Origin of the sequence: Bradyrhizobium sp. 44, from assembly GCF_023073095.1 — a bacterium.
In the GTDB taxonomy this organism is placed as follows: Bacteria; Pseudomonadota; Alphaproteobacteria; order Rhizobiales; family Xanthobacteraceae; genus Bradyrhizobium.
This window is the reverse complement of sequence record NZ_JADPIY010000016.1, coordinates 805,834-831,381: the sequence shown is the minus strand read 5'-3', so window position 1 is coordinate 831,381 and position 25,548 is coordinate 805,834. Positions and strand designations below refer to the sequence as shown.

At 64.5% G+C, this 25,548-nt stretch carries 31 protein-coding genes; 18 read left to right on the top strand and 13 right to left on the bottom strand.

Going from position 1 to position 25,548, the window contains the following annotated elements:
* The first annotated feature begins 17 nt into the window (after positions 1-17).
* Entirely contained in the window at positions 18-446 is a 429-nt protein-coding gene (locus tag IVB41_RS20500; protein ID WP_247286284.1) for a hypothetical protein, read from the top strand.
* Positions 447-453: 7 nt separating this feature from the next.
* On the opposite strand, the gene IVB41_RS20495 is transcribed toward IVB41_RS20500, so the two are convergent.
* A complete protein-coding gene (locus IVB41_RS20495; RefSeq protein WP_247434291.1) occupies positions 454-1,071 on the bottom strand; it encodes a L,D-transpeptidase in 618 nt (205 codons plus the stop codon).
* A gap of 355 nt (positions 1,072-1,426) precedes the next feature.
* Between IVB41_RS20495 and IVB41_RS20490 the strand changes: the two genes are divergently transcribed.
* From IVB41_RS20490 to IVB41_RS20475, 4 genes are all read left to right on the top strand, one after another.
* Positions 1,427-2,446 carry a hypothetical protein gene (locus tag IVB41_RS20490; RefSeq protein ID WP_247434288.1) on the top strand — a complete coding sequence of 340 codons (1,020 nt, stop codon included), beginning with the start codon at positions 1,427-1,429 and terminating at the stop codon, positions 2,444-2,446.
* A 379-nt stretch (positions 2,447-2,825) separates the two neighbouring features.
* Positions 2,826-3,056, top strand: coding sequence for a DUF6894 family protein (locus IVB41_RS20485; RefSeq protein WP_007591727.1), 231 nt, complete (start codon positions 2,826-2,828; stop codon positions 3,054-3,056).
* Between the two features lie 92 nt (positions 3,057-3,148).
* Positions 3,149-3,538, top strand: coding sequence for a hypothetical protein (locus IVB41_RS20480; RefSeq protein ID WP_027517634.1), 390 nt, complete (start codon positions 3,149-3,151; stop codon positions 3,536-3,538).
* Positions 3,539-3,647: 109 nt separating this feature from the next.
* Complete coding sequence (locus tag IVB41_RS20475) at positions 3,648-3,899, top strand: hypothetical protein (protein WP_247434285.1); 252 nt, start codon at positions 3,648-3,650, stop codon at positions 3,897-3,899.
* A 13-nt stretch (positions 3,900-3,912) separates the two neighbouring features.
* Here IVB41_RS20475 and IVB41_RS20470 read toward each other — a convergent pair whose 3' ends face one another.
* The 5 genes from IVB41_RS20470 to IVB41_RS20450 all read right to left on the bottom strand — a co-directional run bounded on the left by IVB41_RS20470 (position 3,913) and on the right by IVB41_RS20450 (position 7,391).
* Positions 3,913-4,098, bottom strand: coding sequence for a hypothetical protein (locus IVB41_RS20470; protein ID WP_027517632.1), 186 nt, complete (start codon positions 4,096-4,098; stop codon positions 3,913-3,915).
* Between the two features lie 174 nt (positions 4,099-4,272).
* On the bottom strand, positions 4,273-4,554 hold the full coding sequence (gene minE / locus IVB41_RS20465; RefSeq protein WP_007591739.1) for a cell division topological specificity factor MinE: 282 nt from the start codon (positions 4,552-4,554) through the stop codon (positions 4,273-4,275).
* Positions 4,551-5,366, bottom strand: coding sequence for a septum site-determining protein MinD (minD, locus tag IVB41_RS20460; RefSeq protein WP_007591740.1), 816 nt, complete (start codon positions 5,364-5,366; stop codon positions 4,551-4,553). Before minD ends, minE begins: the two co-directional genes overlap by 4 nt.
* Before the next feature lie 19 nt (positions 5,367-5,385).
* Complete coding sequence (gene minC / locus IVB41_RS20455; RefSeq protein ID WP_027569772.1) at positions 5,386-6,084, bottom strand: septum site-determining protein MinC; 699 nt, start codon at positions 6,082-6,084, stop codon at positions 5,386-5,388.
* 290 nt (positions 6,085-6,374) lie between these two features.
* Positions 6,375-7,391 (bottom strand): ABC transporter substrate-binding protein, encoded by a 1,017-nt coding sequence (locus IVB41_RS20450; protein WP_247434282.1) that lies wholly within the window; start codon positions 7,389-7,391, stop codon positions 6,375-6,377.
* Positions 7,392-7,491: 100 nt separating this feature from the next.
* Between IVB41_RS20450 and IVB41_RS20445 the strand changes: the two genes are divergently transcribed.
* From IVB41_RS20445 to IVB41_RS20420, 6 genes are all read left to right on the top strand, one after another.
* A complete protein-coding gene (locus tag IVB41_RS20445; protein WP_027569770.1) occupies positions 7,492-8,139 on the top strand; it encodes a TetR/AcrR family transcriptional regulator in 648 nt (215 codons plus the stop codon).
* A gap of 85 nt (positions 8,140-8,224) precedes the next feature.
* Complete coding sequence (locus IVB41_RS20440; protein WP_007609553.1) at positions 8,225-8,995, top strand: ABC transporter permease; 771 nt, start codon at positions 8,225-8,227, stop codon at positions 8,993-8,995.
* Positions 8,996-9,025: 30 nt separating this feature from the next.
* Entirely contained in the window at positions 9,026-10,063 is a 1,038-nt protein-coding gene (locus tag IVB41_RS20435) for an NAD(P)-dependent oxidoreductase (RefSeq protein WP_247286291.1), read from the top strand.
* Entirely contained in the window at positions 10,050-10,871 is an 822-nt protein-coding gene (locus tag IVB41_RS20430) for a GNAT family N-acetyltransferase (RefSeq protein WP_247434279.1), read from the top strand. The genes IVB41_RS20435 and IVB41_RS20430 overlap by 14 nt, the downstream gene beginning before the upstream one ends.
* A 6-nt stretch (positions 10,872-10,877) precedes the next feature.
* Positions 10,878-11,933 (top strand): dihydrodipicolinate synthase family protein, encoded by a 1,056-nt coding sequence (locus IVB41_RS20425; RefSeq protein WP_247434276.1) that lies wholly within the window; start codon positions 10,878-10,880, stop codon positions 11,931-11,933.
* Positions 11,921-12,703, top strand: a complete 783-nt coding sequence (locus IVB41_RS20420; protein WP_247434274.1) for an ABC transporter ATP-binding protein — start codon at positions 11,921-11,923, stop codon at positions 12,701-12,703. Before IVB41_RS20425 ends, IVB41_RS20420 begins: the two co-directional genes overlap by 13 nt.
* 121 nt (positions 12,704-12,824) lie before the next feature.
* Here the strand turns inward: IVB41_RS20420 and IVB41_RS20415 are convergent, their stop codons facing one another.
* The 3 genes from IVB41_RS20415 to IVB41_RS20405 all read right to left on the bottom strand — a co-directional run bounded on the left by IVB41_RS20415 (position 12,825) and on the right by IVB41_RS20405 (position 15,360).
* Positions 12,825-13,916 carry a TRAP transporter substrate-binding protein gene (locus tag IVB41_RS20415; RefSeq protein ID WP_247434271.1) on the bottom strand — a complete coding sequence of 364 codons (1,092 nt, stop codon included), beginning with the start codon at positions 13,914-13,916 and terminating at the stop codon, positions 12,825-12,827.
* 156 nt (positions 13,917-14,072) lie between these two features.
* Entirely contained in the window at positions 14,073-14,330 is a 258-nt protein-coding gene (locus IVB41_RS20410) for a hypothetical protein (protein WP_007609546.1), read from the bottom strand.
* A gap of 79 nt (positions 14,331-14,409) precedes the next feature.
* On the bottom strand, positions 14,410-15,360 hold the full coding sequence (locus tag IVB41_RS20405) for a DUF2778 domain-containing protein (protein ID WP_247434268.1): 951 nt from the start codon (positions 15,358-15,360) through the stop codon (positions 14,410-14,412).
* 210 nt (positions 15,361-15,570) lie between these two features.
* On the opposite strand from IVB41_RS20405, the gene IVB41_RS20400 reads away from it, so the two are divergent.
* Entirely contained in the window at positions 15,571-16,008 is a 438-nt protein-coding gene (locus tag IVB41_RS20400) for a DUF1810 domain-containing protein (RefSeq protein ID WP_247434265.1), read from the top strand.
* Positions 16,009-16,017: 9 nt separating this feature from the next.
* Here the strand turns inward: IVB41_RS20400 and IVB41_RS20395 are convergent, their stop codons facing one another.
* Positions 16,018-16,794: a crotonase/enoyl-CoA hydratase family protein gene (locus IVB41_RS20395; protein WP_247434263.1), complete on the bottom strand. Its 777-nt coding sequence runs from the start codon at positions 16,792-16,794 to the stop codon at positions 16,018-16,020.
* A gap of 31 nt (positions 16,795-16,825) precedes the next feature.
* Complete coding sequence (locus IVB41_RS20390; protein WP_247361349.1) at positions 16,826-17,308, bottom strand: tautomerase enzyme; 483 nt, start codon at positions 17,306-17,308, stop codon at positions 16,826-16,828.
* A 102-nt stretch (positions 17,309-17,410) separates the two neighbouring features.
* Here IVB41_RS20390 and IVB41_RS20385 point away from each other — a divergent pair, with 102 nt between their 5' ends.
* The 3 genes from IVB41_RS20385 to IVB41_RS20375 all read left to right on the top strand — a co-directional run bounded on the left by IVB41_RS20385 (position 17,411) and on the right by IVB41_RS20375 (position 21,012).
* On the top strand, positions 17,411-18,019 hold the full coding sequence (locus IVB41_RS20385) for a TetR/AcrR family transcriptional regulator (protein ID WP_247434260.1): 609 nt from the start codon (positions 17,411-17,413) through the stop codon (positions 18,017-18,019).
* Positions 18,020-18,034: 15 nt separating this feature from the next.
* Positions 18,035-18,820 (top strand): 2-keto-4-pentenoate hydratase, encoded by a 786-nt coding sequence (locus tag IVB41_RS20380; RefSeq protein ID WP_247434257.1) that lies wholly within the window; start codon positions 18,035-18,037, stop codon positions 18,818-18,820.
* Between the two features lie 110 nt (positions 18,821-18,930).
* Positions 18,931-21,012 carry a methyl-accepting chemotaxis protein gene (locus tag IVB41_RS20375; protein ID WP_247361354.1) on the top strand — a complete coding sequence of 694 codons (2,082 nt, stop codon included), beginning with the start codon at positions 18,931-18,933 and terminating at the stop codon, positions 21,010-21,012.
* Positions 21,013-21,047: 35 nt separating this feature from the next.
* Here the strand turns inward: IVB41_RS20375 and IVB41_RS20370 are convergent, their stop codons facing one another.
* Together IVB41_RS20370 and IVB41_RS20365 are read right to left on the bottom strand one after the other, a co-directional pair.
* The gene (locus IVB41_RS20370; RefSeq protein WP_247408527.1) at positions 21,048-21,638 is read right to left on the bottom strand and encodes an NADPH-dependent FMN reductase; all 591 of its coding nucleotides are present in this window, start codon (positions 21,636-21,638) and stop codon (positions 21,048-21,050) included.
* 50 nt (positions 21,639-21,688) lie between these two features.
* On the bottom strand, positions 21,689-22,636 hold the full coding sequence (locus tag IVB41_RS20365; protein ID WP_247434878.1) for a helix-turn-helix domain-containing protein: 948 nt from the start codon (positions 22,634-22,636) through the stop codon (positions 21,689-21,691).
* A gap of 300 nt (positions 22,637-22,936) precedes the next feature.
* Here IVB41_RS20365 and IVB41_RS20360 point away from each other — a divergent pair, with 300 nt between their 5' ends.
* From IVB41_RS20360 to IVB41_RS20350, 3 genes are read left to right on the top strand one after another with little or no spacing between them, the layout of a single operon-like run.
* Complete coding sequence (locus tag IVB41_RS20360) at positions 22,937-24,043, top strand: DUF2336 domain-containing protein (RefSeq protein ID WP_247434252.1); 1,107 nt, start codon at positions 22,937-22,939, stop codon at positions 24,041-24,043.
* On the top strand, positions 24,040-24,360 hold the full coding sequence (locus tag IVB41_RS20355; protein ID WP_247434249.1) for a PilZ domain-containing protein: 321 nt from the start codon (positions 24,040-24,042) through the stop codon (positions 24,358-24,360). Before IVB41_RS20360 ends, IVB41_RS20355 begins: the two co-directional genes overlap by 4 nt.
* A 50-nt stretch (positions 24,361-24,410) precedes the next feature.
* On the top strand, positions 24,411-25,532 hold the full coding sequence (locus tag IVB41_RS20350) for an HD domain-containing phosphohydrolase (protein WP_247434246.1): 1,122 nt from the start codon (positions 24,411-24,413) through the stop codon (positions 25,530-25,532).
* Positions 25,533-25,548: the final 16 nt, after the last annotated feature.

Below are 25,548 nucleotides of genomic sequence, written 5' to 3'. Positions count from 1 at the left end.
CCGGTCTGGAGTTTCGGATGTTCAGGTTCCTCATTGCGGCGGCGGCGATCGCGCTCTCGGCCGCTCCGGCGCTCGCGAATGGCCATGGCGGCGGCGATGCCCCTCCTCCGCCGAAGCCCGCGACCTCACCGGCGAAAGTGATCCTGACCAAGCAGGGCCCCACGCTCGTCGACCTCAACGGCATGACGCTCTACTATTACGAGCGCGATACCACCGGCAAGACGTCGAACTGCAACGGGAAATGCGTCGAGAGCTGGATTCCGCTCTCCGCAACAGCCGATGCCAAGGCGATCGGCGATTTCACCGTGATCAACCGCAACGACGGCAGCAAGATGTGGGCATATCGTTATCGTCCGCTCTACACCTCGCCGGCAGACAAGGCGCCGGGCGAGGCCAACGGCAATGCCACGACGCTGCAATGGCGCATCGCCCGTCCCGAGAACTAGGGCGACCTCACCCGCGCCAGCTGGGCCGCGCCTCGACCTGCGCGTTCTGTCCGGGCGGCAGCACCACGACCATTGAATTGAGCTTCACGCGGTCATAGAGATCGATCACGTCCTCGTTGCGCATCCGGATGCATCCGGACGAGATCGCCTGCCCGATATATTCCGGCTGGTTGGTGCCGTGGATGCGGTAGAGCGTGTCCTTGTTGCCGGCATACAGATAGATGCCCCGCGCGCCGAGCGGATTGGCGGGACCGCCGGGCACGCGCGCCGGATAGGGTCCGAGCCGCGCCTGGATGTCCGCCGTCGGAACCCAGTCCGGCCATTCCGCCAGACGACCGACCCGCGCGACCCCGGAGAACGCCATGGCTTCCTCGCCGACCGCAACGCCGTAGCGGATCGCCTTGCCTTCGGGCAGCACGAAATAGAGATAGCGCGCATCGGTATCGACCAGGATCGTGCCCGGCTGCTCCTTGCGCGGATAATCGACGATATGACGGAGATATTGCTCGGGCACGTTCGCCTGCGCGTACGGCGTATGCGCCAGCAACTGCCGGTCGCGCGGCGTCATGCTCACATCTGTCGATGGCGAAAGCGTTGTCTGCATGCAGCCGCCCAACGGAAGCATGGCAAGGACGAATAGAACGAATAAGGATCTTGGCACCGCCGGCCCCGATAGCGATAGCAGCACCCCCAGCAACACCAGATGCTGCCAAAATCGTGCTGAAAACAAGGCATTGCGGAACAATTGCGCGTGTTTGATCAACCGGGTTCCATCACCACAAACGGCGCAAGAGCGTCGCACAGTCTCCATCCCCTCGCCTTGCTTTGGTCAAACCCGGCTGGACTCGTGCGTCATGTGCTTGGGCCTCGGGGAATTGGATGGGCTCACCTCACGGATCTGCTCGCGCGAATGCGGACGGCTAACACTTCAACTACTCAACAACTGGGCTTCAAAACACCCAGGCTTCAAAGGAGCTGCGATGCTCGCGACGCTGAACTCTCGGCAAATCGTCGATGAGATCGTGAAGGACACGGTCACGAACAACGACCCGCACGACGCCGTCCAGATTTCGCCTGACATTGTGCTGGCCTCGCGCCCTCTCAGCGTCGCGCCCGCGCTCGCGCCTGAGATTACGGCCCGTCCGGAGCCCAAGATAGATCCGGCGTTCACGCTGAAGTCCAGAACGAATCCGGAGCCGAAGTTCAGTCCCCTCGTGGAGCCGCAGGCGGCAGCGCCCTCGGTCGACACCGCCGTGCGCGTCGCGGCCAGTGATGGTCTCAGCCGGCAGAAGCGCTCCTCAGCCGGCAAATGGCTGCGCGGCGCGTTCGTCACGATGCTGTTTGCGGGCGGAAGCGCGGCCGCCACTGTCGCCTGGGAGAAACATGGCGACACCGCAAGACAGGTGCTCGCCGAATGGACCCCGGCATTGTCGTCGCTGCTGCCGTCGACCTCGCACTCGGCACCGGTCGCCGCCGCACAAGCCGCGGCGCCTGCGGACCAGGCTGCAACGGATCAAGCCGCCACGGATCAAGCAACCGATCAATCTGCGGCTCCGCCCGCAACCCAGCTTGCAGCAGCGGTGCCCGCGGCAGCACAATCCGATCCTGTACAATCGGTGCAGTCGATGACGCGCGATCTCGCCGCGATGGCGCAACAGATCGAGCAGCTCAAGGCCAACATCGCCGACTTGAAGGCCGGGCAGGAGCAGATGGCACGCGAGATGGCGAAGCCACCCGCGCCGAAGCCGGTGGCCGATGCCAAGCCGCGCATCGATCCGCGCGCGCAAATGTCTGCGCTGCCGCCGCGACCCGCGGCGCCGCTGGTTCGCAAGCCCAAGCCGGTCGTGTCGCACACCTACATGCCGGCTTATTCGCCCGCGCCGCTCGCTCCGCCGCCGCCTTCGCAGGCTGCCGCAGTCCCACCGCCAGCTGCCATGACGACGCAAGCCGTTGCCGACGACGACGGACCTGTCGTACGCCCGCCAATGCCGCTGCGCTGAACGATCGTCACGCGATGACACGAAAGCGTCGCGCCAGCGATGCTGTCCGAGTCGATATGATGCGTTGACTCCGGATGACTACGGGAAGCGGCGCTTCGATCGTTTTCGATCAAGAGAAAAGGCCGTCGGGATTTATGCCGGCGGCCTTCTCTTGCAGCTGCCGGTTCCCGGAGCCCGGTTCTGCTGCAATTCCATGCCTCATGATCACGCCGACATATTTAATAAAATCTTAACGCGCTTGAATGCTGCACATCATTTCTGCGCCATAAGCACAGAGATTGCGCGCGCCGTTCATTCGATAAACATCGACTCAGTGGTACCATCGGTCATGTGTTGAAACGTCCACCCGAAGCTCAATTCGTCACACCGGGGAATTCGGATGCCCTACTATTCTTTCGATCTCGTGGTTGGTGAAGAGTTCAAGAACCAGGGCGGCATCATCCTCGAAGACATCGAGGTCGCCTCGGATCGCGCCGTTCAACTGGCCACCGAGCTGTCGCAGGTGAAGCCCGAGCTGCAAAGCAAGGGTTGCGCTGTGCGCGTCACCGACCGCGATCACAAAGAGGTCTATCGCACGCCGCTCGATCCGGTGCCGGCTTGGCGGCGCTAGCCCGCCGGCCGTCTTCGCAGCCGCACGCTATCCCCATTGCGGAGCGGCGCGGCAGCCGCTAGCCTTCCCGAAAATTCGGGGAGGTACCAAGGATGCGCACTGGTTTTCTGATGACGGCCCTGTTGCTGCTGGCGGCGCCGGCCCAAGCGGCCGACCATCCACGTTCGACCTATGTCACGTTGGTCTTGCAGGCCTTCGCCGCCAAGGTCGAATGTCCCGGCACCGACGTCGTCTACCAGGATCTGGTGCAGAAGGCGGAGCAGATGCAGCTGCCCGAAGGCACCACCGAGAAGGTCCGCAAGGCAATCGCGTGGATGCACACCGGCGGCAAATTGGGCGAGAAGCAGGACGACGATCTGATGGCCGAGGTCGCGGTGGCCACCCAGGCGACCGACCTCAACCAACGCCGCCTCGGGATGCCCAGCTGGTGCGAGGCCCAGAAGACCAACCTCGCCGGCCTGATCCGCAGCAAGGGCGGCTAGCGTTGTCGCGCGGCGTTAAGCACGCCGCGCCGGAACTTTTGCTTCGGCCAATAATCGTCACAATCCTCGCCAGCATGCGGCTCTCTCGAATCTCGAACAGGGGAGCCCCATGCGGATCAACCATGTCCTTCTCGCCGTGGCGTTTGCCGTCGCCACGATCCTGACTGCGCCCGTGCTGGCGAAGAATTCCGACGCCCAGAAGGGTGAGGACAAATCGACCTCGCCGTCATCGTGCAGCGCTTATCAGCAGGCGCCGGACGGCTCGTGGGAGCCGCTGCCCTGCAAGGAAACGGGCGAGCGCTCCCAGCCGCAGACGCAGCATCGTACGTCGCCGCAGGGCGCCGACCGCGGGGAGCGTTGAACGCGCGGGAGTGTCAGCTCTGGTGCGGACCGCGAATGATCTTCATCGCGTCGGCGAGGTGACGCCACTCTTTGGCTTCATCGGCCTCGCCGCGGCCCTCGCAAGCCCTGGCCTGTTCCGCGGCCTTCGCGATCGCCGCAAAACCGTGCTGTTCCAACATCTGGCGCGCGACGGTGTGGACCTGGACCTCGGTCATCATGGGCGTTCTCCCGTTTGACGAAACCGCGGTGCATCGCGCCGCCGCGGGTTGTTCACAACGATTGAGCCCCGGACCTCGTTCCGTAGCGTTCACTCGACGCGCAAAAGGCGGCCCGCTATACCCAGCGGACCGCCTTCTCACCCACCCCAAATTCGAAGCGTCGCGGCCGAAATCCTACCCGGCCGCCGCGCGCTTGCGCTCGAAATCGTTGGGCACCTCGATATCGACCTCGAGGGTCGAGACCTCGTCGCCGCGATCGAGCCGGACGATGACCTTGGTCGGGTCCAGCGTGACGTGCCTGGAGACGACCGCGAGAATTTCCTCACGCAGCACACCGAGCAGATCGGGCTGGCCGCGCAGTCCGCGTTCATGGGCAAGCAGGATCTGCAACCGTTCGCGCGCGACGGGTGCAGAGGCCTTGTTGCCGCGGAGAAGCCGAAGCAAACCCATGCTCATGCGGCCCTCCTTCGCAGCAGGCGGTCCATGAAGCCCTTGCGCTCGGTCGGCACCTGCATCGGCACGGTGTCGCCGCACAGCCGCCGCGCCGCGTCGATATAGGCCCGCGCCGGAGCACCTTCCGCGTTCGACAGCGTCACCGGCGTGCCGACATTGGAGGCGCGCAGCACGTCCTGGCTCTCCGGGATGATGCCGAGCAAGGGCGTTGCGAGGATCTCGAGGATGTCCTCGATGGTTAGCATCTCGCCGCGCGCGGCGCGCGAGGGATCATAGCGGGTGATGAGAATGTGCTTCTCGACCCGCTCGCCCTTCTCGGCCCGCACCGTCTTGGAATCGAGCATGCCGATGATGCGATCGGAATCGCGCACCGAGGAGACTTCCGGATTGGTGACGATCACGGCCTCGTCGGCAAAGCGCATCGCCATGGAGGCGCCGCGCTCGATGCCGGCAGGGCTGTCGCAGATCACCCAGTCGAAACGGCTGCGCAGATCGTCGATGACCTTGCCCACGCCCTCTTCGGTCAGCGCGTCCTTGTCGCGGGTTTGCGAGGCCGGCAGCAGCCAGAGGTTCTCCAGCCGCTTGTCCTTGATCAGCGCCTGCGGCAGCTTTGCGACGCCCTGCACCACGTTGATGAGGTCGAACACGACGCGGCGTTCGGCGCCCATCACGAGGTCGAGGTTGCGCAAGCCGACGTCGAAATCGACGACCACGACCTTTTCGCCGCGTTGCGCGAGCGCAGCTCCCAGCGCGGCGGTCGTCGTGGTCTTGCCGACGCCCCCCTTGCCTGACGTCACGACCAGTACCTTGGCCATTTCTCAAATCTCCTTCTGGTCAGTTCAGCGCAGTAATTCGCATGGTGTTGCCCTGCAGCCAGGCCTGAGCCGGCTTGCCGCGCAGGGCCGCGTCGATATCGTCGGCGGTCTGGTAAAAACCATCGATTGCAAGCAGTTCGGCCTCGATCTTCTGACAATAGATGCGTGCGCTCGTGTGGCCGTTCACGCCCGCCATGGCACGGCCGCGCAGCGCGCCGTAGATGTGAATGGAGCCGCCGGCAACGACCTCGGCGCCGGAGCCGACAGAACCCAAAATGGTGACGTCGCCTTCGGGGAATATCACGGTCTGGCCGGAGCGCACGGGGCTTTCGAGCAGCAGCGAAGTCGGCTTGGTCTCGACCTTTGCCTCAACCTTCTTGGGCGCACTCGGCTCGACCACGCAGCTCCGCCCGCCCGACAGCAGCGGCGGCATCATGGGGGTCAGCCGGCCCTCCTCCACGCCCTCGATCCCGAGCACGCGGATGTTGCGGTCCTGAAGGCTGGTGAGCAGATGGCCGATGCCGGACTGGCTGAGATCGACCGAGGACAGGTCGATCACCACGGGGCGGCCGGCGAAGAAGCCCGGCGAGCGCGCGATGGTGGTGTCGATCTCCTGCAGCCAGTCCTGGATGGGAACCGTCGGCACGAACACGAAGGCCACATAGGAGCGCCCGCGCAGGCGAACCATTTGGCGTTGAGGTTTTACTGCAGCCTCCATAGCGGCCGACTCGTTCCCTGTTATTGAATGGTTAACGATGCCGCCGATATGGTTAATGGCCGGTTAATTTCTCCGTGGGGTTACGTGGGATGTTGGTGGGCCGCGATGAGCCGGCGGGCATTGGGCGAGCGTCAGGCAGACGCTCTCGCCCAACGCGCTGCTGTCATCGCCCGCGAAGGCGGGCGATCCAGTATTCCGAGACGGTTGTGGGTCAACCGATAGGCGGCGGCGTACTGGATGCCCCGCCTGCGCGGGGCATGACAGCGACATGCGGGGCGAGCGCTTGCCTCCTACTTCTTCACCTTGCTCGCATCCATCTTGATGGCGGGGTCGAGCATCTTGGTCGTGAACGCCGTCGTGACGTCGAACGGCTTCTCCATGCCGAGATAGGTCTGGACCAGCTCGTAGTCCTTCTTCATCCGCTCGCCGTCGATCCAGCCGAGCGCCTTCGTCGTCGTGAATTCGTCCGTCATCAGGAACTTGATGCGCTCCCACTGGCGCTCCTGGTTCTCCTTGTCGAGACCGGAGACCTGGTCGAGCAACGCCTTCAGGCAGGGCGCGGCGTCGGCAACGCAAGTCGCGAAGGCCTTTTGCGTGACGCGGACGAACTCCTCGACCAGCTTCGGGTTCTTCTGCAGATAGCCGCCGTTGACGATCAGCGAATTGCCGTAAGGATTGAGCCCGATGTCCTTCCAGTTGACGTAGCCGAGATCGGCTCCGAACTCGATCACCTTCAAATCGTGCTCGTTGTAGAAGTCGCTGATGATATCTACGGTATGGCTCTTCAGCGCGGCGATCTTCGCCGTCGGCCCGACATTGACGAAGCCGACGGAGTCGGGGGCAAGCCCTGCAGCCTTTGCGAAGGCCGGCCACATCACGCGCGAGGCGTCCCCGGGCGGATTGCCGATCTTGTGGCCGGCAAAATCCTTCACCCCGTTTACGCCGTAGCTCTTCAGCCAGTAGAAGGTCTGGCCGGTGTTGGCGTAGACGCTCATCACGGCAACGGCGTCAGCCCCCTTGCTCTTCGCCACCAGCATGGTGGCGAGATCAGCGACGCCGAAGGGCGAGCCCCCGGAGCCGACCTTGGCGGCGGAGACGCCGGAGCCCTTGCCGACCTCGATGGTCAGATCGATGCCCGCCTTCTCGTACCAGCCTTGCGCCTTGGCGTAATAATACGGCGAGTGATCGGCCGTCGGTGCCCAGTTCAGGATCAGGTTGACCGCCTCGCCCGCGGTCGCCGGCACGACTGGTAATCCGAGCATCAGGGCCACAGCCAGGGCCGAGCCCGCCGCCTGCAAACGCTTCATCGCATCTCTCCTCGTTGCCCGCGACCGGCTTGTCGCTCTCCCCCTGTGAGGATACCAATGCAACAAGGCCGCCCTCAAGTTGTCAACTGTTTGGTTGGAAATGCCCGCAAAACGTTCAGGCGACACCGTGCCGCAGCGGCGCGACCCGGTCGCAACCCGCAGGAAGCTGCTCACCGCGGCGCGCGAGGAGTTCGCCCGGCACGGCTTTGCCGGTGCCCGCGTCGACGAGATCGCGGAGCGCGCCGGCGTCAACAAGCAGCTCGTCTACCATTATTTCGGCGACAAGGACGCGCTCTATCTTGCCGTGCTCGAATGGGTTTACGCCGATATCCGCGAGCAGGAGCGCCAGCTCAATCTCGAAGGCCTGCCGCCGGAAAAGGCGATCCGGAAACTGATCGAGGCCTCGTTCGATTACCTCGCGGCAAACCCCGATTTCATCGTGCTTCTGAACGACGAGAACCGCGGCGGCGCCCGCCACGTCCGTGGCTCGACGCGGCTGGAGGCGATGCATTCGCCGCTGGTGAAGAGCGTGTCCCACATCCTCCACGAGGGGGTCCGCGCCGGCATGTTCCGCAAGGGGATCGACCCGATCCAGCTCTATATCTCCATCGCGGGCCTCAGCTATTTCTATCTCTCGAACACGCCGACGCTATCGGCGATCTTCGGCAAGGACCTGTCGAGCCGGGCCGCGCGCCGCGCCCGCCGCCGGCACGTCGCCGATCTCGTGCTGCATTCGCTCCGTCCGTAATCAACCAACTGGTTGAAACTTCCCTCAAGGACGGTTAGGCTTCAGACCAGGCGGCAAGGTGGCCGGCGGCAACAGGGAGCAACCGGTGACAGGAGACGGCGCCCGCAATACGCGCAGCTTTGCGATCGTCCTGATCGTGCACCTCGCCGTGCTCGTGCTCTGGCAGGTCCTGGTCGATGCCTTCCACGTGCCGAAGTTCATCCTGCCCTCGCCGCTCGCGACAATCCAGACGCTGGGAACCGCGAGCTACGCCTGGGGCGCCAATACGCTGGTGACGGCGATCGAGATCCTCGGCGGCTTTGCGCTCGGCGCATTTGTCGGCGTGGCGCTGGCCGTCATCTTCAGCTGGGCGCCGCTGATCAGCCTCGTGCTGCTGCCGCTGTTCGTGACGCTGAACATGATCCCGAAGGTCGCGCTCGGCCCGCTCCTCATCGTCTGGTTCTCCTACGGCATCGTGCCGAACATCCTGATCGCCTTCAGCATCTGTTTCTTTCCGATCCTGCTCACCACCGCGCGGGGCTTGCGCGAGGTCGAGCCGGATCTGCTCGATCTGGTCAAATCGCTGCGCGGCTCGCGCTGGACGCTGTTCCGCAAGATCCAGCTGCCGGGATCGCTGCCTTACATCTTCTCCGGCATGAAGGTCGGCGCCATCCTCGCGGTGGCCGGCGCCATCGTCGGCGAGTTCATCGCCTCCGAGCGCGGGCTCGGCTACCTCATGATCCAGGTGCAGTCGTCGCTCGACACGCCCGCGATGGTGATGGCTGTCGTGCTGCTGACGCTGCTCGGCGTCGCGCTTTACGGCTTCGTGCTCGTCCTCGAACGCATGTTCGTGGTCGGTGACGCAACACCGACTTGAACGGCAAAGCCAAGACCAAGGACCACAACCATGCTCCTCACCCGCCAGACACTGCCGAAGACCATCCCTGATATCGCTGCGCTAGACGATCTGCTGTGCCAGCCGACGCAGGCATTGGTCGACGACCTCGCCAGGGTTGATGGCGACATCATGATCCTCGGCGTCGCCGGCAAGATGGGGCCGACGCTGGCGGGGCTCGCCAAAGCCGCAGCACCCGATCGCCGCATCATCGGCGTTGCCCGCTTCAGCGACGCCGGCGTCAAGGACTGGCTGCACGCGCGTGGCGTCGAGACCATCAATTGCGATTTGATGGACGAAGCAGCGATTCAGGCGCTGCCGAAGGCGCCCAACATCGTCTTCATGGCCGGCCGCAAATTCGGCGCGGAGGGCGACCTCTCGCTGACCTGGGCGATGAATGCGCACGTGCCGGCGCTGGTCGCACAGGCCTTCCCGTCGTCGCGGATCGTGGCGTTCTCGACCGGCTGCATCTATCCCTTCGTCCCCGTCGACGGCAAAGGCTCGCGCGAGGACATGGCGCCGAACCCGCCCGGCGAGTACGCCCAGTCCTGCGTCGGCCGCGAGCGCATGTTCGAGTATTTTTCGCGCAAGTTCGGAACGCCCGGGCGGCTGTTCCGCCTCAACTACGCGATCGACATGCGCTATGGCGTGCTCCACGACATCGCATCGAAAGTGCTCACGGGCACGCCGATCGACGTCAGCATCGGCCATGTCAATTTCATCTGGCAGGGCGATGCCTCGTCCCAGGCGCTGCGCTGCCTCGCGCATTGCACGACGCCGACCTCGCCGGTCAATGTCAGCGGCCACGAGATCTTGGCGGTGCGCGACCTCGCAGCACGATTCGGCGCCAGGTTCGGCCGCGCGCCGGTGCTGACAGGAAACGAACAGCCGACGGCGTGGCTGACGGACACGTCCAAGGCCGTCGAGCTGTTCGGCCTGCCGGTCGTCGACACCGAGCAGCTGATCGCCTGGACCGCGGATTGGGTGTCCCGCGCCATGCCGAGCCTCGGCAAGCCCACCAAATACGAGGTGCGCGATGGACGCTACTGACGATCCGGCCATCATCAAGCTCGGCGTCGACGATGCGACCGCCGGGCTCGTGCTGTCGACGGAAGCACACTGGAACCAGATCGAGGAGGACTGGCGCATCTTCCTGCACGATGGAATCGTGTTTGGCATCCGCGACGGCAGACGGCTGGTGGCAACCGCGGCCCTGCTGCCCTACTCCGGCAAAAACGCCTGGATCAGCATGGTGCTGGTATCAGGCACCCATCGCCGCCGCGGCATTGCAACGCGCCTCGTCGATGCCTGCCTGGAAACCGCTCGCAGGAACGGCCTGACGAGCTGGCTCGACGCAACACCCGACGGTGCTGCCGTCTACGGACCGCTCGGGTTCACGCCGACGCTGCAATTGCGCCGTCTCAAGCTGGTGAAATCCGCGTTCGCGTCCGCGCAGCCACCTTCATCTGCGACGCTCGACGCGCTCTGCGCGCGTGACCGGCGGGCTACGGGCCTCGATCGAACCGCCCTGCTCTCCAACTTCGCTCAGCGTCCCGGCTCACGCATTGTCGCCGCGAACGGCGCCATCGCGCTGGTTCGCGACGGACGCACCGCGCGCCATATCGGCCCGCTGTTTGCCGACGACGCCGCAGCCGCGCTGGCCCTGGTCGATGCCATCACGCGATCGGAGACCGGGCCGCTGCTGCTCGATGCCGTCGCGTCGCAAGCCGCGTTCCCTGAAGGATTGACCGCATCGGGCTGGAGCATCGAACGGCCGTTCCAGCGCATGCGGTTCGGCCCCGCCACTGCCGCGGGTGAGGACATGCCGTTCGCCGTCGCCGGCCCTGAATTCGGATAGGACATCATGCACCACAGCCAGATCAATAGCGATATCCGCAAGCTGATCGCCGACGGCACCGTGCTGCCGGCGCATCCCCTCGCGCTTACCGCCGAACGCGAGCTCGACAAGAAGCACCAGCGCGCGCTGGCGCGCTATTACATCGACGCCGGCTCCGGCGGCCTTGCCGTCGGCGTCCACACCACGCAGTTTGCGATCCGCGATGTCGGCCTCTATCGGCCCGTGCTCGAGCTCGCTGCCGAGACGGCGGCGAACTGGACCAAGCGTCCGCTGGCGCTGGTCGCGGGCCTCGCCGGTCCGACCAGGCAGGCCACCACTGAAGCTCGCACCGCGCGCGACATCGGCTACCACGCAGGGCTCCTCAGTCTCGCTGCGATGAAGAGCGCGTCCGAAGACGAGATCATCGCGCATTGCACAGCGGTCGCAGCCGAAATTCCGCTGGTAGGCTTCTATCTTCAGCCGGCAGTCGGCGGCGTGGTCCTGTCGAGCCGGTTCTGGCAGCGCTTTGCCTCGATCGACAATGTCATCGCGATCAAGATCGCGCCGTTCAACCGCTACAGGACCCTTGATGTTCTGCGCGGCGTCGCGGCGGCCGGCGCGCTCGACCGCGTCGCGATCTATACCGGCAATGACGACCACATCCTGCTCGATTTGATGCTGCCGTTCGATCTGCGCGACAACGGCGTCACCACGCGGACCTACTTCAAGGGCGGTCTGCTCGGCCACTGGTCGGTGTGGACGGCGAGCGCGATCAAGCAATTCGAGCGCTGCAAGGCGGCACGGCACAAGGACAGCGTCCCGGCCGATTTGCTCGCGCTCGATGCCCGCGTCACCGATTGCAACAGCGCCTTCTTCGACGTCGCCAACGATTTTCACGGTTGCATCGCCGGCTGCCATGAGGTGCTGCGACGGCAGGGCCTGATGCAGGGCCTATGGTGCCTCGATCCGAACGAGGGCCTGAGCCCCGGCCAGAAGGACGAGATCGACCGCGTCACTCGCGAGCATTCAGATCTCAGCGACGATGCCTTCGTGGCCGCAAACTTGAACAAATGGCTGGCATGAGCTCAAACCCCTTTATCAGCCTGCACGGCGTCCGCAAGGTCTATCGTAGCGGCGGAGCCGAATTCCTCGCGGTGTCCGACGTCACCATGGACGTGCAGGAGGGTGAGCTGGTCTCGCTGGTCGGGCCATCCGGCTGCGGCAAGACCACGGTGATGAAGATCTTGGCCGGCCTGCACGACGCCGACGGCGGCACGGTGAAGATCGGCAATGCCAAAAGCCCGTTCGATCCGACCCGCGACATCGGCATGGTGTTCCAGCAGGCGCTGCTGCTGAAATGGCGGACCATCCTGGACAACGTGCTGCTGCCGGCGGAGATCGTCGGTCTTCCCATGAAGGCCGCGCGCGAGCGGGCACGCGATCTGCTCAATCTGGTGGGACTTGCCGGCTATGAGCAGAAATATCCGCGAGAGCTGTCAGGCGGCATGCAGCAGCGCACCGCCATCGCGCGCGCCTTCATTCACGACCCGAAACTGATCCTGATGGACGAGCCGTTCGGCGCGCTCGACGCCTTGACGCGCGAGCAGATGAATTTGGAGATGCTGCGGATCTGGCGCGAGAGCGGCAAGACCATCATCTTCATCACGCACTCGATCCAGGAGGCCGTATTCCTGTCCTCGCACTGCGCCGTGCTGACCGCCGGCCCGGCGAAGATGGCCGATTATTTCCCGATCGACCTGCCCTTCCCGCGGGCTCTGCCGCTGAAGACGACGGACCTGTTCGGCGCCTATGCACGGCGCATTTACGAGAAGCTGGGTTTGGGCACGGCTTAATTCACCGCACGACAGATGCTGTAGGGTGGGCAAAGCGAAGCGTGCCCACCATGGCGAGTCGAGCAAGCAGTGGTGGGCACGGCGCAAGTGCGCCTTTGCCCACCCGCGGGCGTTTGCGCGATCAGGTCTTGTTGCGCATCTTGCCGAGCAGATAATTGTCGTAGAAATTCTCCGCGATCTGCGTGTAGAACAGCAGCTCCTTCATGTAGGCGTCGTGGCTTTCCTTGGTGCGCTTGAAGAGGTCGCTCTTGGTGGCGAGCTCGTTCAGATGCTCCTGGGTCGCAGCGTAGCAGGCCTCCAGCACCGGCTGCGGAAACGCCTTCAGCTCCGCGCCATTGGCGATCAGCCGCTTCAGCGCCGCCGGATTCACGCTGTCGTATTTCTCGAGCATCCAGGCGCCCGCGGCCGACGCGGCCTGGTTGACGATCGCCTGGTACTGCTTGGGCAGCGACGCCCACTTCTCGTCGTTGACGATCATGTGCAGCATGGCGCCGCCTTCCCACCAGCCCGGGAAGTAATAGTATTTTGCGACCTTCTGGAAGCCGAGCTTTTCGTCGTCATAGGGGCCGACGAATTCGACCGCGTCGATCGTGCCCTTCTCCAGCGCCGGATAGATGTCGCCGCCCGCGATCTGTTGCGGGACCACGCCGAGCCGCGCCAGCACATGACCGCCCATGCCGGCGATGCGGAATTTCAGGCCCTTGAGATCGTCGACGGTCTTGATCTCCTTGCGGAACCAGCCGCCCATCTGGGTGCCGGAATTGCCGCAGAGGATGGCATGCGCCTTGAACGGCTTCAGCGCCTCGTTGGTGAGGTCGGCGCCGCCGCCGAAATGCCACCAGGACTCCTGATGACGATGGTTCATGCCGAACGGCGCGCCGGTCGCATAGGCCAGCGCCGGCTCCTTGCCGATGTAGAAATAGAGCGGGGTCTGCGCCATGTCGACGGAGGCTGTGCTGACCGCATCGAGCGCCTGCAGGCCGGGGACGAGCTCGCCGGCCGCAAAGGTCTGGATCTGGAATTTGTTGTCGGTGGCCTCGGCAACATATTTCGCAAACGTCTGCGCGGTGCCGTAGATGGTGTCCAGCGACTTCGGGAAGCTCGACGTCAGGCGCCATTTGATCTCGGGCGCGCCTTGCGCGATCGCGGGTGCGGCAACCAGCGTCGTCGCGCCGGCGACCGCGCCGCCCTTGAGAAATGCACGGCGTTTCATGATGGGTCTCTCCCTGAACTACGTTTCAATGTATCGGCTTGAGCGCGATCTTCGCGAGCTATTGCCGTTCCTATAGCGGAATTCAAGTCGTGAGCGGTAGCCCGGATGGAGCGCAGCGCAATCCGGGAATCTCCCCAAATATCTGCCGTGTCGCTCTCAGAGCAGCTTGGCGCTGACGAACAGCGCGCGCACGGCGTTGGTCGCCTGCACGACGAGCATGGCGTTCTCGGCGGCGCCTTCGAGCGCCGCGACCGCGTCTTCGTGCAGCGAGCGGAATTCCATCCACTCGACCGATTTGAAATTGGTGAGGAATTGATAGGCCTGGCCGACGGTCGCGATCGCCAGCGTGTCGCCGTTCAGCTTGATCTTGAACGTCGTGCGCAGCGGGGTCTCGGAACTTTGCGGATCACTCATGGGCTGCTTCTGGACGATGACGGCTTAACGAAGGGAAAACGGCAGCCCCGCCGCGGCAGGCAAATATCAGGAGCAGATATCAGGACTCAGTGCTCGCGCGCTGCGAGGCGGTCGCCGATGGGGTCAACTTGGGCACCACGACCAGACGGTTGAACTCACCGTTGTCGTAGGCCTTCATGAACCGATCATAGTCCTTGATCGACACGCAACCGTTGGAGTCGCCACGGGGCCCGAGCATGTAATTGTGGGTGAGCAGGCCGACGCGGCCGAGCGCGCTGGTGCCTTCGGTAGGCGTCAAGCGCAGTGCGCGGACGCCGTGAAACAGTTTTTCGCGCGGCTTGAGGTCGTAGGTCGCGGGCGGGGTCGCGCCAACCATCCGCTGGTCGACGTGCTCCGGATCGTCCATCAGCGCGCCCATGCCGGAATGCGCTTCGAGCGCGAGGCCGCTCGGCAGGTAGAGCGCCTTGGCCGAGATGTCGTAGACCGCGGTGCGCGAATCGTAACCGAGCGCGGCGAGGTCCGGCGCCTTGCCGAACAGGCCACTGTCGGGCGTCAGCGAGGCCAGCCTGATCTTGTCGGTGAATTTTTCGAAGAAGTTGCGGTTGTCGACCCTTGGGTTGGTCTCCGCGTAAGCCTGGCTCGAGGCGATCTGGGCCGAGATGTCGGCCTGGGGCGGGCGCGAGCGCGGCATCGGGATGGCGTCAGCACGCTGCGATTGTCTCGTCTCCTCCGACATATGCCGGTCGTCGTCGGTCAGGGTCGAGCGCCAGTCGTCGCCTTGGAGCTTCTGGGCAAGCATCGCTTTGGCGTCGCGCAATTTGAGCTGGACTGCACTCACCGCGGAGCGCTCCAGCGTCCGCAAGCCGAGCTCGCGGGCGGGCGGACTGCTGGAAGCAGAAGCGAAACGATCATCGAATGAAGGCGCATTGGACGGCGGCAGCGCGGCGGTGACCAGCGAGGCCGAACCGCCGATATCCGCGACCCAGGCGGCGGCGCCCAGTGCCAGCGCGACAGCGGCCAGAGACAGCAATATCGTCTCGGCTCGCCCAATACGGCGGCGCGACAATAGCCTCTCGGCTTGTGCCCGGTCGGAAACCATCAGCTCCCCAAAATCGATCCCCGGGGGGACCCACCCCCACCCGGAGATTCTATACCAGCTACCACATTGGGAGCCAAAAGTTAGGCATAATCGCGGCCGGCAAGGCTCCGGCAAGCCATTCCAGGTATCCTAAGGTATCCAATGACCGATCCTTTCGACCTCAAACGCTTTGTCCGGGCCCAAGACCCGGTCTACCGCGACATCCAGGGGGAGCTGACCCGGGGCCAAAAGCAGAGCCACTGGATGTGGTTCGTCTTTCCCCAGGTCGCCGGCCTCGGCTTCAGCGCCATGTCGCAGCGCTACGCCATCGCCTCCCGCGCCGAGGCCAAGGCCTATCTCGCCCACCCCATCCTCGGTCCGCGCCTGATCGAATGCACCCGCCTCGTGCTTGCCATCGAGGGTCGAACCATCAACGCCATCCTCGGCGCGCCCGATGACGCCAAATTCCGGTCGTCGATGACGCTGTTCGACGCGGTGTCCAATGAGCCCGTTTTCGACGAGGCGCTCGCCAAATATTTTTCCGGCGAGCGCGACGGCGCTACGCTGGAGATCCTGTCGAAGCTGGATCGGCCGACATAGCGCGTCGGATCAGCGCCCCTGAAAGACGGCCGCGCGACGCTCGATGAAGGACTGAATGCCCTCCTTCGCGTCGGCGCTTGCAAGCACGCGATCGCGGATTATCGGGATATAGGCGATCGCCGCCGCCTCGCCGCCTTCGATATATTTGGCCGCGGCTTCCTTGGTGACCTGGATGCCGAGCGGGGCATTGCGCGCGATGATGGCGGCGAGCGCCATCGCCCGCTCGACCTGCTCTCCCGCCGGCACGACCTCCTGGACGAGACCGATTGTGTGGGCGCGCTCGGCTGAAAACTCGTCGCAGAGGAACAAATGATACATCGCGTCACCCCAGCCGGCGCGCGACAAAAAGCGGAAATGCGCGCCCCCGAGCGGCGCAATGCCGCGCTTGGACTCCATCTGGCAGAAGCGCGCATCCTCGGCGGCGACCACGATGTCGCCGGCGAGCATCAGCTCGATGCCGATCGTGAACACGATGCCCTGCACGGCGGTGATAACAGGCTTGCGGCAGCGCTTGGCAAGGCCGAGCGGATCGACATTGCCTTCCCTGATATTGCGCTTCTCCGCAGTCGGGCCGAAGAATTTCGGCATGTCCAGACCGGCGGTGAAATCCCCGCCCTCGGCGCAAACCACGCCGACGCGATAGGCATCGTTGTCGTGCAGCTCAGTCAGCGCATCGGACAATTGCTCCATCATCGCCGGCGTGAACGCGTTCTTCTTCGCGGCGTTGTCGATGATGATCTTGAAGACATGGCCGTGCACCTCGGTGCGGATCTGACCTTCGCTCATTTCGCTTCTCTCCGGATAGTCGGTGGGCAAATCAGGCCGGCGGCTGAATTGCCGCGCGGATAGCCTCGATCCGCTGCGGCGTGAACACACCGGAATCCAGGAGTTGGAGGATCGAGAGCACGCCGCCGCGCGATCCCCAGCTTCCCTCCTCGATGATCTCGAAATTGACCCACCAGGTTGGCGCAGGCGCCTGCATGCCGCAGGCCTCCGCAAGCCGCGCCAGCACATTGCGGATCACCTCCGCTCGCACCTCGGCAGGCCAGGCTGCGTTCATCACCGCGATATTGACGGTCATCACGTCGCGCGGCGTTTCCTGGTCCGACAGGAGCCGGCCGCCAATCGCCATGCAGTCGGCTGGCAGGTCATGGAAATGCACCTGAAAGCCCATTCGCGCCGCCGGCGCATGCTGGCCGATCTCGGGCGCGAGCACGGCGTCGGTCAGGCTTTCGGCGAGGCAGCGGCGCTGCGCCAGACCGAGCCGGCCGGCAGGTGCGGTCACGGTGATGATGGTCAACCTATTCCTTTCTGCGACTATGACGCACGTCATATCGCAGTGCCGCTTGCCTATGTCAATCGTCATAGTTTAGATAAAGCACAGCCAATTGCGGAAGTTCCGATGACCACCACGCGCGACAAGATGATCGCCGGCGCCGCCGACCTGATGAGCCGGCGCGGCGTCAACGCCACCAGCATGCGCGACGTCGTCCGCCATGCGGCGACGCCACGCGGCTCGATCAGTCACCACTTCCCCGGCGGCAAGCAGCAGATGATCGCCGAGGCCGTAACCTTTGCCGGCAAGCAGGTGTCCATTCCCCTGGAGAGGGCCATGAACGAACGCGGCGTGATCGGTGGCTTGCGAGCTTTCGTCGCATCGTGGCGCCGCCAGCTGGAAGCGACCGGCTTCGAGGCCGGCTGCCCCGTGCTCGCGGTCGCCGTCGACCGCTATGTCGGAGAAGCCTCCGACAGGGACGACGAGACGGCGCAGCAGCACCTGCTCGATCTTGCCGACGGCGTGTTCGCCGATTGGCGACAGATCATGCGCTCAGCCCTCCTGCGCGAGGGAGTGGCCGCCGAACGCGCGGAGCGGCTTGCAACGCTGGTCGTCGCCTCGATCGAAGGCACGGTCGCAATGTGCCGTGCAAATCGCAGCGCCGACGCGCTCGATCAGGTGCAAGAGGAGCTGGAGACGGTCCTGTCCTCCGCCCTCGCCCGCACACCAGGATAGAATGGAGACGCACCGATGAATCTCTCCCGACAACGCGAACTCGCCCGCCATCTCGCCGATTTGCGCCGCGAGGGCCGGCAGCAAAGCGGCCTCGAGCAGCGGCTGGTGCCGCCGGATGCCGACACGGCGTACCGCATCGCGCAGATGGTGGAAGAAGAATTGGGCTGGGACGTCGTCGGCTGGAAGATCGCCGGCATGAAGCCCGGGCTCCAGCGCCAGCTTGGCATTTCCACGCCGATCTATGGGCGGGTGTTCGCGCCACTGATCAAGACCTCGCCCGCGAGCGTGGAACACGTCAAACAATGTAGTCCGATTCCGGAGGTCGAGTACCAGGCCCGGCTCGGCGCCGACCTGCCGCCGCGCGCGAAGCCCTATACGGTGGAAGAGGTCGGCGATGCGGTCGCTTCGCTGCATCCCGGCATCGAGCTCGCCGAATGCCGCTTCGTCCACGACGCGGCGTTTCCCCCGATGCCCGCAATCATGGCCGACGGCTCCGGATCGGGAACGATCGTGCTTGGAGAGCCCATCGCGGACTGGCGCAAACGCGACATTGCCAATCAGGAGGTCGTCCTGAACTGCAACGACGCCGAGAGGCGCCGCGGCAGCGCTGCAGAGGCGATCGATCATCCGCTGGTGCCGCTCGCCTGGCTCGCCAATGAGCTGTCACGAACCGGCATCGGCCTCAAGGCCGGCCAGACCATCTCCACCGGAACGCTGACGGGCATGCTGCGGCCGAAGCGGGGCGAGACTTACGTCGCCGATTTCGGTCCGCTCGGAACCGTAAGCGCGACCTACGCCTAGACGGACAGACTCAGCGCGCGGCTGCCGCGGCCACCAGCGTAAACCCGGGATTAAGATCGCCTGCCTATGGTCCGTGCAATAATTTCCCGCGCCAGTTGCCGGACAGAATCATGAAAATCGGTACGCTCCTGACCACCGCCATCGTCTCGCTCTCGACAGTGGGCGGCGGCCTCGCCGTCTACGTCGCCGTGACGAAATACCAGACCATGGAGCGGATCACCGAGGCCCAGGGGCGGCTGGCGATCGTTCGCGCCGTCAGCGACATCCCACGCTACCTCAATCCCGAGCGCGGCTTTTCTACCAACATCCTCTATGGCCCTCCCGCCGTCGACCCGGCGCTGCTTGCCGAGCAGGACAAGCTGCGCAAGCAGACCGATGCCGCCCGCGACAGGATGAACGCGCTGCGCAAGGACCTGCCCGGCCCGTTCGACGACGGCAACACCACCGGCGGCAACATCGACGCCGTCAATTCGAAGTTCACCGCGCTGCGCGAGGCCATCGACAAGGCGATGTCGGGCCCGCCGGAGGCGCGCAAGGACGCGGCCAAGAAGATCGTCGCCGACAACGCCGTGCTCAACGCCGGCGTGACCGCGCTGCTCAACGAGCAGGTCCGCCGCATGGCGATCCTCAACGGCGATGCCTACCGGCAGGCCAGCTACGCCAACATCGCCATGACATTGCGCGACGTGGGCGGCTTCAACTCCAGCCTGCACAAGAATCTCGTCGGGGGCAAAAAGCCGGCGACCGATACCGAGAAGGCCGAGATCAGCCGCTCGCAGGGCCGCAACGACCAGATCGTGATGTCGCTGCTGGAGTTGCGCGGCAATCCCGCAACGCCGGCGAACGTTGCCGCCGCACTGGAGAAATTCAACGCGATCTATATCGACGAGTTCGGCCGCGAGCTCAAGCTGGTGAAGGAGGGTGCGGTCAGCGGCAAGTACGAACACGACATGGACACCTATTACACCGCCACGCAGCGCGGCCTCAGCACCATCATCGACGTCCGCGATGCCTTCTACGACAACGCGGAGCAGATTCTCGCCGGTGCATCCACGGCCGCCCATACCAGCTTCACCATCGCACTCGCGGGCCTCCTCGCCGTGCTGATCGCCAGCGCCGGCCTCATCGTCACGGTCCGCCGCCGCGTCTGCGCCCCGATCGTCAACCTGACGACCCGGATGTCGCGGCTTGCCGATGGCGAGGTTGCGGAAGAGATTCCCGGCGCCGAGCGTTCCGATGAAATCGGTGCCATGGCCGCGGCCGTCCGGGTGTTCAAGGACAACATGATCCGGGCCGACAGCCTTGCGGCGGAGAAGCAGGCCGAGAACGACGGCAAGATGCGCCGCGCACAGGCGCTCGACGGGATCACCCGCGCGTTCGAAGCCAAGGTCACCGAGCTCGTCGGCGGACTGTCCCGCGCGTCATCCACCATGGAAAGCACGGCGCAGTCGATGACCTCGACGGCGGCCCAGACCAACAGCCAGGCCGCGGTCGTTGCCGCCGCCTCACAGCAGACATCGAGCAACGTCCAGACCGTCGCGAGCGCCACCGAAGAGCTGACCTCTTCGATCTCGGAGATCGGCCGTCAAGTGGCCCAGTCTACCGAGATCGCGGCCCGCGCCGTCGACAACGCCCGCCGCACCGGCGACACCGCCCGAGCGCTGGCCGAGGGCGCACAGAAGATCGGCGACGTCGTCACGCTGATCCAGAGCATCGCTGAGCAGACCAATTTGCTGGCGCTCAACGCGACCATCGAGGCCGCCCGCGCCGGCGACGCCGGCCGCGGTTTTGCGGTGGTTGCTGCCGAAGTGAAATCGCTGGCCGGCCAAACCGCCAAGGCCACCACCGAAATCTCCGAGCAGATTTCGGCGATCCAGGCCGCGAGCGACGAGACCGTGACCGCGATCCGCAACGTTGCCGACGTCATCGGCGAGATCGACCAGATCGGCACCGCCATTGCGGCCGCGATCGAGGAACAGGGCTCGGCGACCAAGGAGATCGCCCGCAGCGTCCAGGAGGCCGCGCGCGGCACCCAGGAGGTCAACACCAACATCTCAGGCGTGCAGCGCGCCGCCGACCATACCGGCACGGCCGCAAGAGAGGTGCTGGGCGCCGCCGAGCAGCTCTCGACTCAGTCACGCGATCTCGCCGGACAGTTCGACCGTTTCCTCGGTGAGGTCAGGGCCGCGTAAGCGCGGCAAACGCGCAGCTTCGTAGTCCGGGACCGTCAGTAAGGCGGTGCCTTGCGCGCCCGCTGCGCCTTGGCGGCCTCGATCCACCAGGCGAGATCGTCGGCGAAGCGCGGGAATGAACGTTCGAGCGCTTTGCCGCCCTCGCCGATCGGTTCGCCAGCTTCCGACAGCGTCTGTGCGATCGGGCCGACGCCGATGGTGCTCGACACCACCACCATGCCCATCTCCGACAACGTGCCATGCCAGGCGGTCGAGGCACGCGCGCCGGACAGGCGGCCGGCCGAATAGCTCACGATCGCGGCCGGACGCCAGAACCACTCCTCGAGGAAGTGGTCGGTGAGATTTTTCAGGCCCGGCTGGATGCCCCAATTGTATTCGCCAGTGACGAAGACGAAACCGTCCGCGCCGCGGATCTCTCCGGCCAGCTTCTCCAGCGCCTCGGGTGCGGAGCCCTTGGGATATTCCTTGTACATGCGATCGAGCATCGGCAGGCCGATCGCCTTGGCATCGATGAACACGGCGTCGTCGCCGCGGGCGCGCAGGCGATCGATGACGAAATTCGCAAGGCGGATGCCCATGCGGTCGGAACGGTAGGAACCGTAGAGGACGAGGATGCGATTGCTCATGGGCGGTAGTATAGCACGTATCAGCAAGCCGGCCTCAACGTTTTGACGCGCTAGGTTCGCCGTCCGTGCTCGAGCGTTTGCGACGGTGTCTCGCCGAACTGATCGCGATAGCTTCTGGAGAAGTCGCCGAAATGCCAGAACCCGAACGCCAGCGCGACGGCCTTGACGCTGTCGGCACCGGCGAGCAGCCGCTGGCGCACCAGCCACAGCCGCCGCAGGCGTAGATAGCGGTGCAGGCTCATGCCGCGATAGCGGCGGACGACGTCGTGCATGGTGCGAACCGGCAGGCCGAGCTTGCGCGCGATCTCGGCGCTGTAGATGGGCTGCGAGAGGTCGTCGGAAAGCAGCGCGCGGATGTCCTGAAAGACCTTGAAGTTCCGCTCGTCATTGGGATGCAGGGTCCATCGCGCGGGACCCATATTTTGGAAAATTACGTCCACGGCGCCGAGCAGGGTCTCCTTCATGGCGGCCGCCTTCAGCGGCACGTCGGGCGCGTCGACCGGCTCCGACGCGGCTGCCAACACCTCCCGAACCACAACGCGGAGCCGGTTCAAGCCCGCGGCGGTCGTTTCGAAGATCTTGAAGCAGAGGGCTGCTTGTGGCCAGCCGCGATCCGTCACCTCCGGCCTGAACACCACCGAGGCGATTTCCCGCTGAACCTCCTCGACGGTGGTGTAGGCCGCGCCGCCGCTGCCGATGACGATGACGGGTCGTGTGCGCCGCGTGCCGTTGAATCGAACGGGCACGTCCAAGTCGTCCATCGTGAATCCGATCGCGGTGCAATTCTCGACGAGTTGTGCGTCGACGACCCGCGGAAATGCCCGCGTCAAATTCACGTCGCAGCCGGGCAGCGACAGAATAATCTGCTCGGCCGAAATCCTTCGTACGAATGGCGTGAACTCGAAGTTCAGGCCCCGTATGGCATTTCGAAATTCATCGACGTCGGTGAAGCGAAATACCTTTGGCGCCAGCGTCGGCGCATCATCAGTTCTGTTCATGGCAATGTGAAACTTCGCGTCGCAACAAACGCGCGTCCGGCGACAATGCCGACCCAACTTCCCGTTCCGGTGTCCCCTCAGTCTGAAAGAATCACTTCGAACTATGCCGACCAGTTGGCGAGCGTCGAAGTCCAAGTACAACCCGGCGCATCAAATCTCGCCAATTTTCGATAGCGTTTCCTGCCGTGTCAGCGGTGCACCAATACCCAAACGATCGAAAGCAACATTTCATATTAACCTCTGTCGAGCGGAATGAGCGCTGTTCGATAGTCAAAATCAATTTTGAGTCAGGCCCCTGCCATGATGGCAAATTCGCCTGCTGATATTCTCGCTGAATTCGAAGAGACGGTCGCAACGTGCCCGGCGGAGCGTTGCGACCGCATTCTCTCCGGCATGGTGCAGCTGCTCATTGGCAGCCACGACCAGTGCCGGGAATTGCTCGTCAACGTGGTCGACGGTGTTCTGCTGCGCTTGACGGAACGGGTCGATGCCATCGCGCTGGTTCAGCTCAGCACGGCGCTCGCCGAGCTTGACGTGGCGCCTCCCGAAACATTGTGGCGTCTGGCCTCACACGACGATCCCGACGTGGCGTGTCCGGTCCTGCTCAAATCGCAGGCACTCTCCGCGGCGGACCTCGAGGCTGTCATTGACTCCCGTGGCGAGCGACATCGACGCGCGATCACAGCCCGCAGCGAGATCGCGCCGACCGTGACCGAGGCGCTGATCAAGCACGGCGGCGCGATCTGCCTTGCCCTGATCAAGAACCCGGGAACGAAATTCTCCGACGCAGCCTATGCAGCGCTGATTGCCAAGGCTGACCAGGACGGCGAGATCGCGAAGGCGCTGGTGCTCCGGCCCGGCACGCCCGACCTAGTCGTACGCAAGCTGCTCTCCGCCCCACCAGCCCGGAAGGCACCGGCCACACCCAACCCGCCCGCCGCGGCGCCGGTGCCGGAAGCGGAGCCGGCTCCGCCAAAGCGGCCTTGCAGGGCCGACTACGCAAGCGCGAGGCCGGAGATCGTCGTCCTCAACCGCATCGGCAAGCTCAACGATTCCACGGTGAACCGTTTTGCGATCCGCGGCGAAACGGCTAATTTGTTCACGGCGCTGTCGGTGCTTTCAGGGGCGCCGCTCGAGATCATCGAGCGTGTCGTGAGCGACGACGATTGCGAAGGGCTGGTCATGGCGTGCCGGGCTTCGCGGCTGAACTGGCAGACCACCCTTACCATCCTGAGCAACCGCGGCGGGAAAAGGCTCTCTTTTGCCGAGCGCGAGCGCGCGCAACGCATCTTCGAGACGCTGCTTCTGTCCACCAGCCAATGGGCAGTGCGATGGGGAGAAATAGCAGCAAGCGCCAACACGCGCGATCCGGTAGATCGCGGCTCGAAGATGGTGGTTAACCGATGAAGTTCGACGGTCGCAAAGCGCAGCGCGTAAAAATGGATCACAAGCAGCCGGTCAATCTGATGGGCTCGGACGGCACGTGGCGGCGCAGTTGCGTTCTGCTCGACATATCGCAAAGCGGTGCGAAGATCGAAGTTGAGGGCACGCTCGACGTGCTGCGGGCAAAGGAATTCTTCCTGCTGCTATCGTCGACGGGGCTCGCTTACCGGCGCTGCGAATTGGTCTGGATCGACGGCACCACCGCCGGCGTGCACTTCGTCACCGCAGACGCAAAGAGGAAACCGGCAGCCGCCGCGCAGACTGCCGCTCAGAGCAAATAGCCCCAAGGATTCATCAGCCCCGATTAACTCCAGCATGATTCAGGTCAACCGTGCAGAACGCGCGAATTATATCCCGCCCCGTCAAAGGCGACGGCGGCATCCGAGAGAAGGAAGCGGCACGCCGGTTCGTGCATGTGCTGGCTGATTCCTCGGACAAATTGTCGAGCGTCTGTTCGATTCTCGAGCAGCAGTTTGCCGTCGCAGGCGAACGGCTCGACGCGGAAGCCAAGCTGTCCGAGGTGCCGTTCGCGATCGTGATCCGTGCGGAATTGCGTGAGGTCCGCACCATTGCGGCCATCAAGAAACGAGCCGTAAAGCTCGCGAAGGCAACGAAACGCATCTTCCTGGTCGAGCACTCCTCTCATATGAGTATCTCGCAAGCCTACGCGCTCGGGGCCACGCTCGTCCTTCCCGGGACGATCGACAAGATCAAGCTGCTGGCAGCGCTGGCTCATCCCGCCGAAGAGGCGTCTGGTTCCTCAGGTCACGCGCCGCAGCCGGACAACGCGGTCGAGACCGCGGCGATCGCCATCGCGTCGATGTTCACGGCCGTCACGCTCGGCGAGCCTGTCGACGTCGACGGCACGAAGGAAGCCGGCCGCCAGATCGCCGATCGCATCACCCAGCATGGCTTGTCGGAGTGGCTCACCACGGTGCGGCGCCATCACGAGGGGACCTATCAGCATTGCCTCCTCGTCACCGGCGTCGCCATCGACTTCGGCCTGAGCCTTGGCGTCGGCAGGCCAGATCTGGAGCGGCTATACACGGCGGCCATGTTCCACGACATCGGCAAGGCCCGGATTCCGCTTGCCATCCTCGACAAGCCCGGCCGTCTCGATCCGGAGGAACGTGCCATAATCGAGACGCACCCGGTGGCGGGCTACGATTTTCTGAAAGACCACGACAATATCTCGCCAGAGATCCTTGATGCCGTGCGGCATCATCACGAATTTCTCGACGGCAGCGGCTACCCGGATGCGCTTTGCGCCGGGAACATCGGTGATGTCGTGCGCATCCTGACGATCGCGGACATCTTCGCTGCCCTGATCGAGCACCGGCACTACAAGCCGACGATGCCGCGGGCAGAGGCTTATAACATTCTCTGCGGAATGAGTGGAAAGCTGGAAAAGGCACTGCTGACCGCGTTCAGAGAGGTCGCGCTCACGAGATGAGCGCAGCAACCCGTCT

What these genes read in the sequence shown, in the direction of transcription:
- IVB41_RS20370 (WP_247408527.1), bottom strand. Translation starts at nt 21,638, where the DNA reads ATGAGCAATCGCATCCTCGTCCTCTACGGTTCCTACCGTTCCGACCGC.
- IVB41_RS20375 (WP_247361354.1), top strand. Translation starts at nt 18,931, where the DNA reads ATGAAAATCGGTACGCTCCTGACCACCGCCATCGTCTCGCTCTCGACA.
- IVB41_RS20385 (WP_247434260.1), top strand. Translation starts at nt 17,411, where the DNA reads ATGACCACCACGCGCGACAAGATGATCGCCGGCGCCGCCGACCTGATG.
- IVB41_RS20450 (WP_247434282.1), bottom strand. Translation starts at nt 7,391, where the DNA reads ATGAAGCGTTTGCAGGCGGCGGGCTCGGCCCTGGCTGTGGCCCTGATG.
- IVB41_RS20490 (WP_247434288.1), top strand. Translation starts at nt 1,427, where the DNA reads ATGCTCGCGACGCTGAACTCTCGGCAAATCGTCGATGAGATCGTGAAG.
- IVB41_RS20495 (WP_247434291.1), bottom strand. Translation starts at nt 1,071, where the DNA reads ATGCTTCCGTTGGGCGGCTGCATGCAGACAACGCTTTCGCCATCGACA.
- IVB41_RS20445 (WP_027569770.1), top strand. Translation starts at nt 7,492, where the DNA reads ATGCCCGCAAAACGTTCAGGCGACACCGTGCCGCAGCGGCGCGACCCG.
- IVB41_RS20415 (WP_247434271.1), bottom strand. Translation starts at nt 13,916, where the DNA reads ATGAAACGCCGTGCATTTCTCAAGGGCGGCGCGGTCGCCGGCGCGACG.
- IVB41_RS20355 (WP_247434249.1), top strand. Translation starts at nt 24,040, where the DNA reads ATGAAGTTCGACGGTCGCAAAGCGCAGCGCGTAAAAATGGATCACAAG.
- IVB41_RS20475 (WP_247434285.1), top strand. Translation starts at nt 3,648, where the DNA reads ATGCGGATCAACCATGTCCTTCTCGCCGTGGCGTTTGCCGTCGCCACG.
- IVB41_RS20365 (WP_247434878.1), bottom strand. Translation starts at nt 22,636, where the DNA reads ATGAACAGAACTGATGATGCGCCGACGCTGGCGCCAAAGGTATTTCGC.
- minE (WP_007591739.1), bottom strand. Translation starts at nt 4,554, where the DNA reads ATGAGCATGGGTTTGCTTCGGCTTCTCCGCGGCAACAAGGCCTCTGCA.
- IVB41_RS20410 (WP_007609546.1), bottom strand. Translation starts at nt 14,330, where the DNA reads ATGAGTGATCCGCAAAGTTCCGAGACCCCGCTGCGCACGACGTTCAAG.
- IVB41_RS20430 (WP_247434279.1), top strand. Translation starts at nt 10,050, where the DNA reads ATGGACGCTACTGACGATCCGGCCATCATCAAGCTCGGCGTCGACGAT.
- IVB41_RS20470 (WP_027517632.1), bottom strand. Translation starts at nt 4,098, where the DNA reads ATGATGACCGAGGTCCAGGTCCACACCGTCGCGCGCCAGATGTTGGAA.
- IVB41_RS20380 (WP_247434257.1), top strand. Translation starts at nt 18,035, where the DNA reads ATGAATCTCTCCCGACAACGCGAACTCGCCCGCCATCTCGCCGATTTG.
- IVB41_RS20360 (WP_247434252.1), top strand. Translation starts at nt 22,937, where the DNA reads ATGATGGCAAATTCGCCTGCTGATATTCTCGCTGAATTCGAAGAGACG.
- minD (WP_007591740.1), bottom strand. Translation starts at nt 5,366, where the DNA reads ATGGCCAAGGTACTGGTCGTGACGTCAGGCAAGGGGGGCGTCGGCAAG.
- IVB41_RS20420 (WP_247434274.1), top strand. Translation starts at nt 11,921, where the DNA reads ATGGCTGGCATGAGCTCAAACCCCTTTATCAGCCTGCACGGCGTCCGC.
- minC (WP_027569772.1), bottom strand. Translation starts at nt 6,084, where the DNA reads ATGGAGGCTGCAGTAAAACCTCAACGCCAAATGGTTCGCCTGCGCGGG.
- IVB41_RS20400 (WP_247434265.1), top strand. Translation starts at nt 15,571, where the DNA reads ATGACCGATCCTTTCGACCTCAAACGCTTTGTCCGGGCCCAAGACCCG.
- IVB41_RS20480 (WP_027517634.1), top strand. Translation starts at nt 3,149, where the DNA reads ATGCGCACTGGTTTTCTGATGACGGCCCTGTTGCTGCTGGCGGCGCCG.
- IVB41_RS20435 (WP_247286291.1), top strand. Translation starts at nt 9,026, where the DNA reads ATGCTCCTCACCCGCCAGACACTGCCGAAGACCATCCCTGATATCGCT.
- IVB41_RS20485 (WP_007591727.1), top strand. Translation starts at nt 2,826, where the DNA reads ATGCCCTACTATTCTTTCGATCTCGTGGTTGGTGAAGAGTTCAAGAAC.
- IVB41_RS20425 (WP_247434276.1), top strand. Translation starts at nt 10,878, where the DNA reads ATGCACCACAGCCAGATCAATAGCGATATCCGCAAGCTGATCGCCGAC.
- IVB41_RS20500 (WP_247286284.1), top strand. Translation starts at nt 18, where the DNA reads ATGTTCAGGTTCCTCATTGCGGCGGCGGCGATCGCGCTCTCGGCCGCT.
- IVB41_RS20395 (WP_247434263.1), bottom strand. Translation starts at nt 16,794, where the DNA reads ATGAGCGAAGGTCAGATCCGCACCGAGGTGCACGGCCATGTCTTCAAG.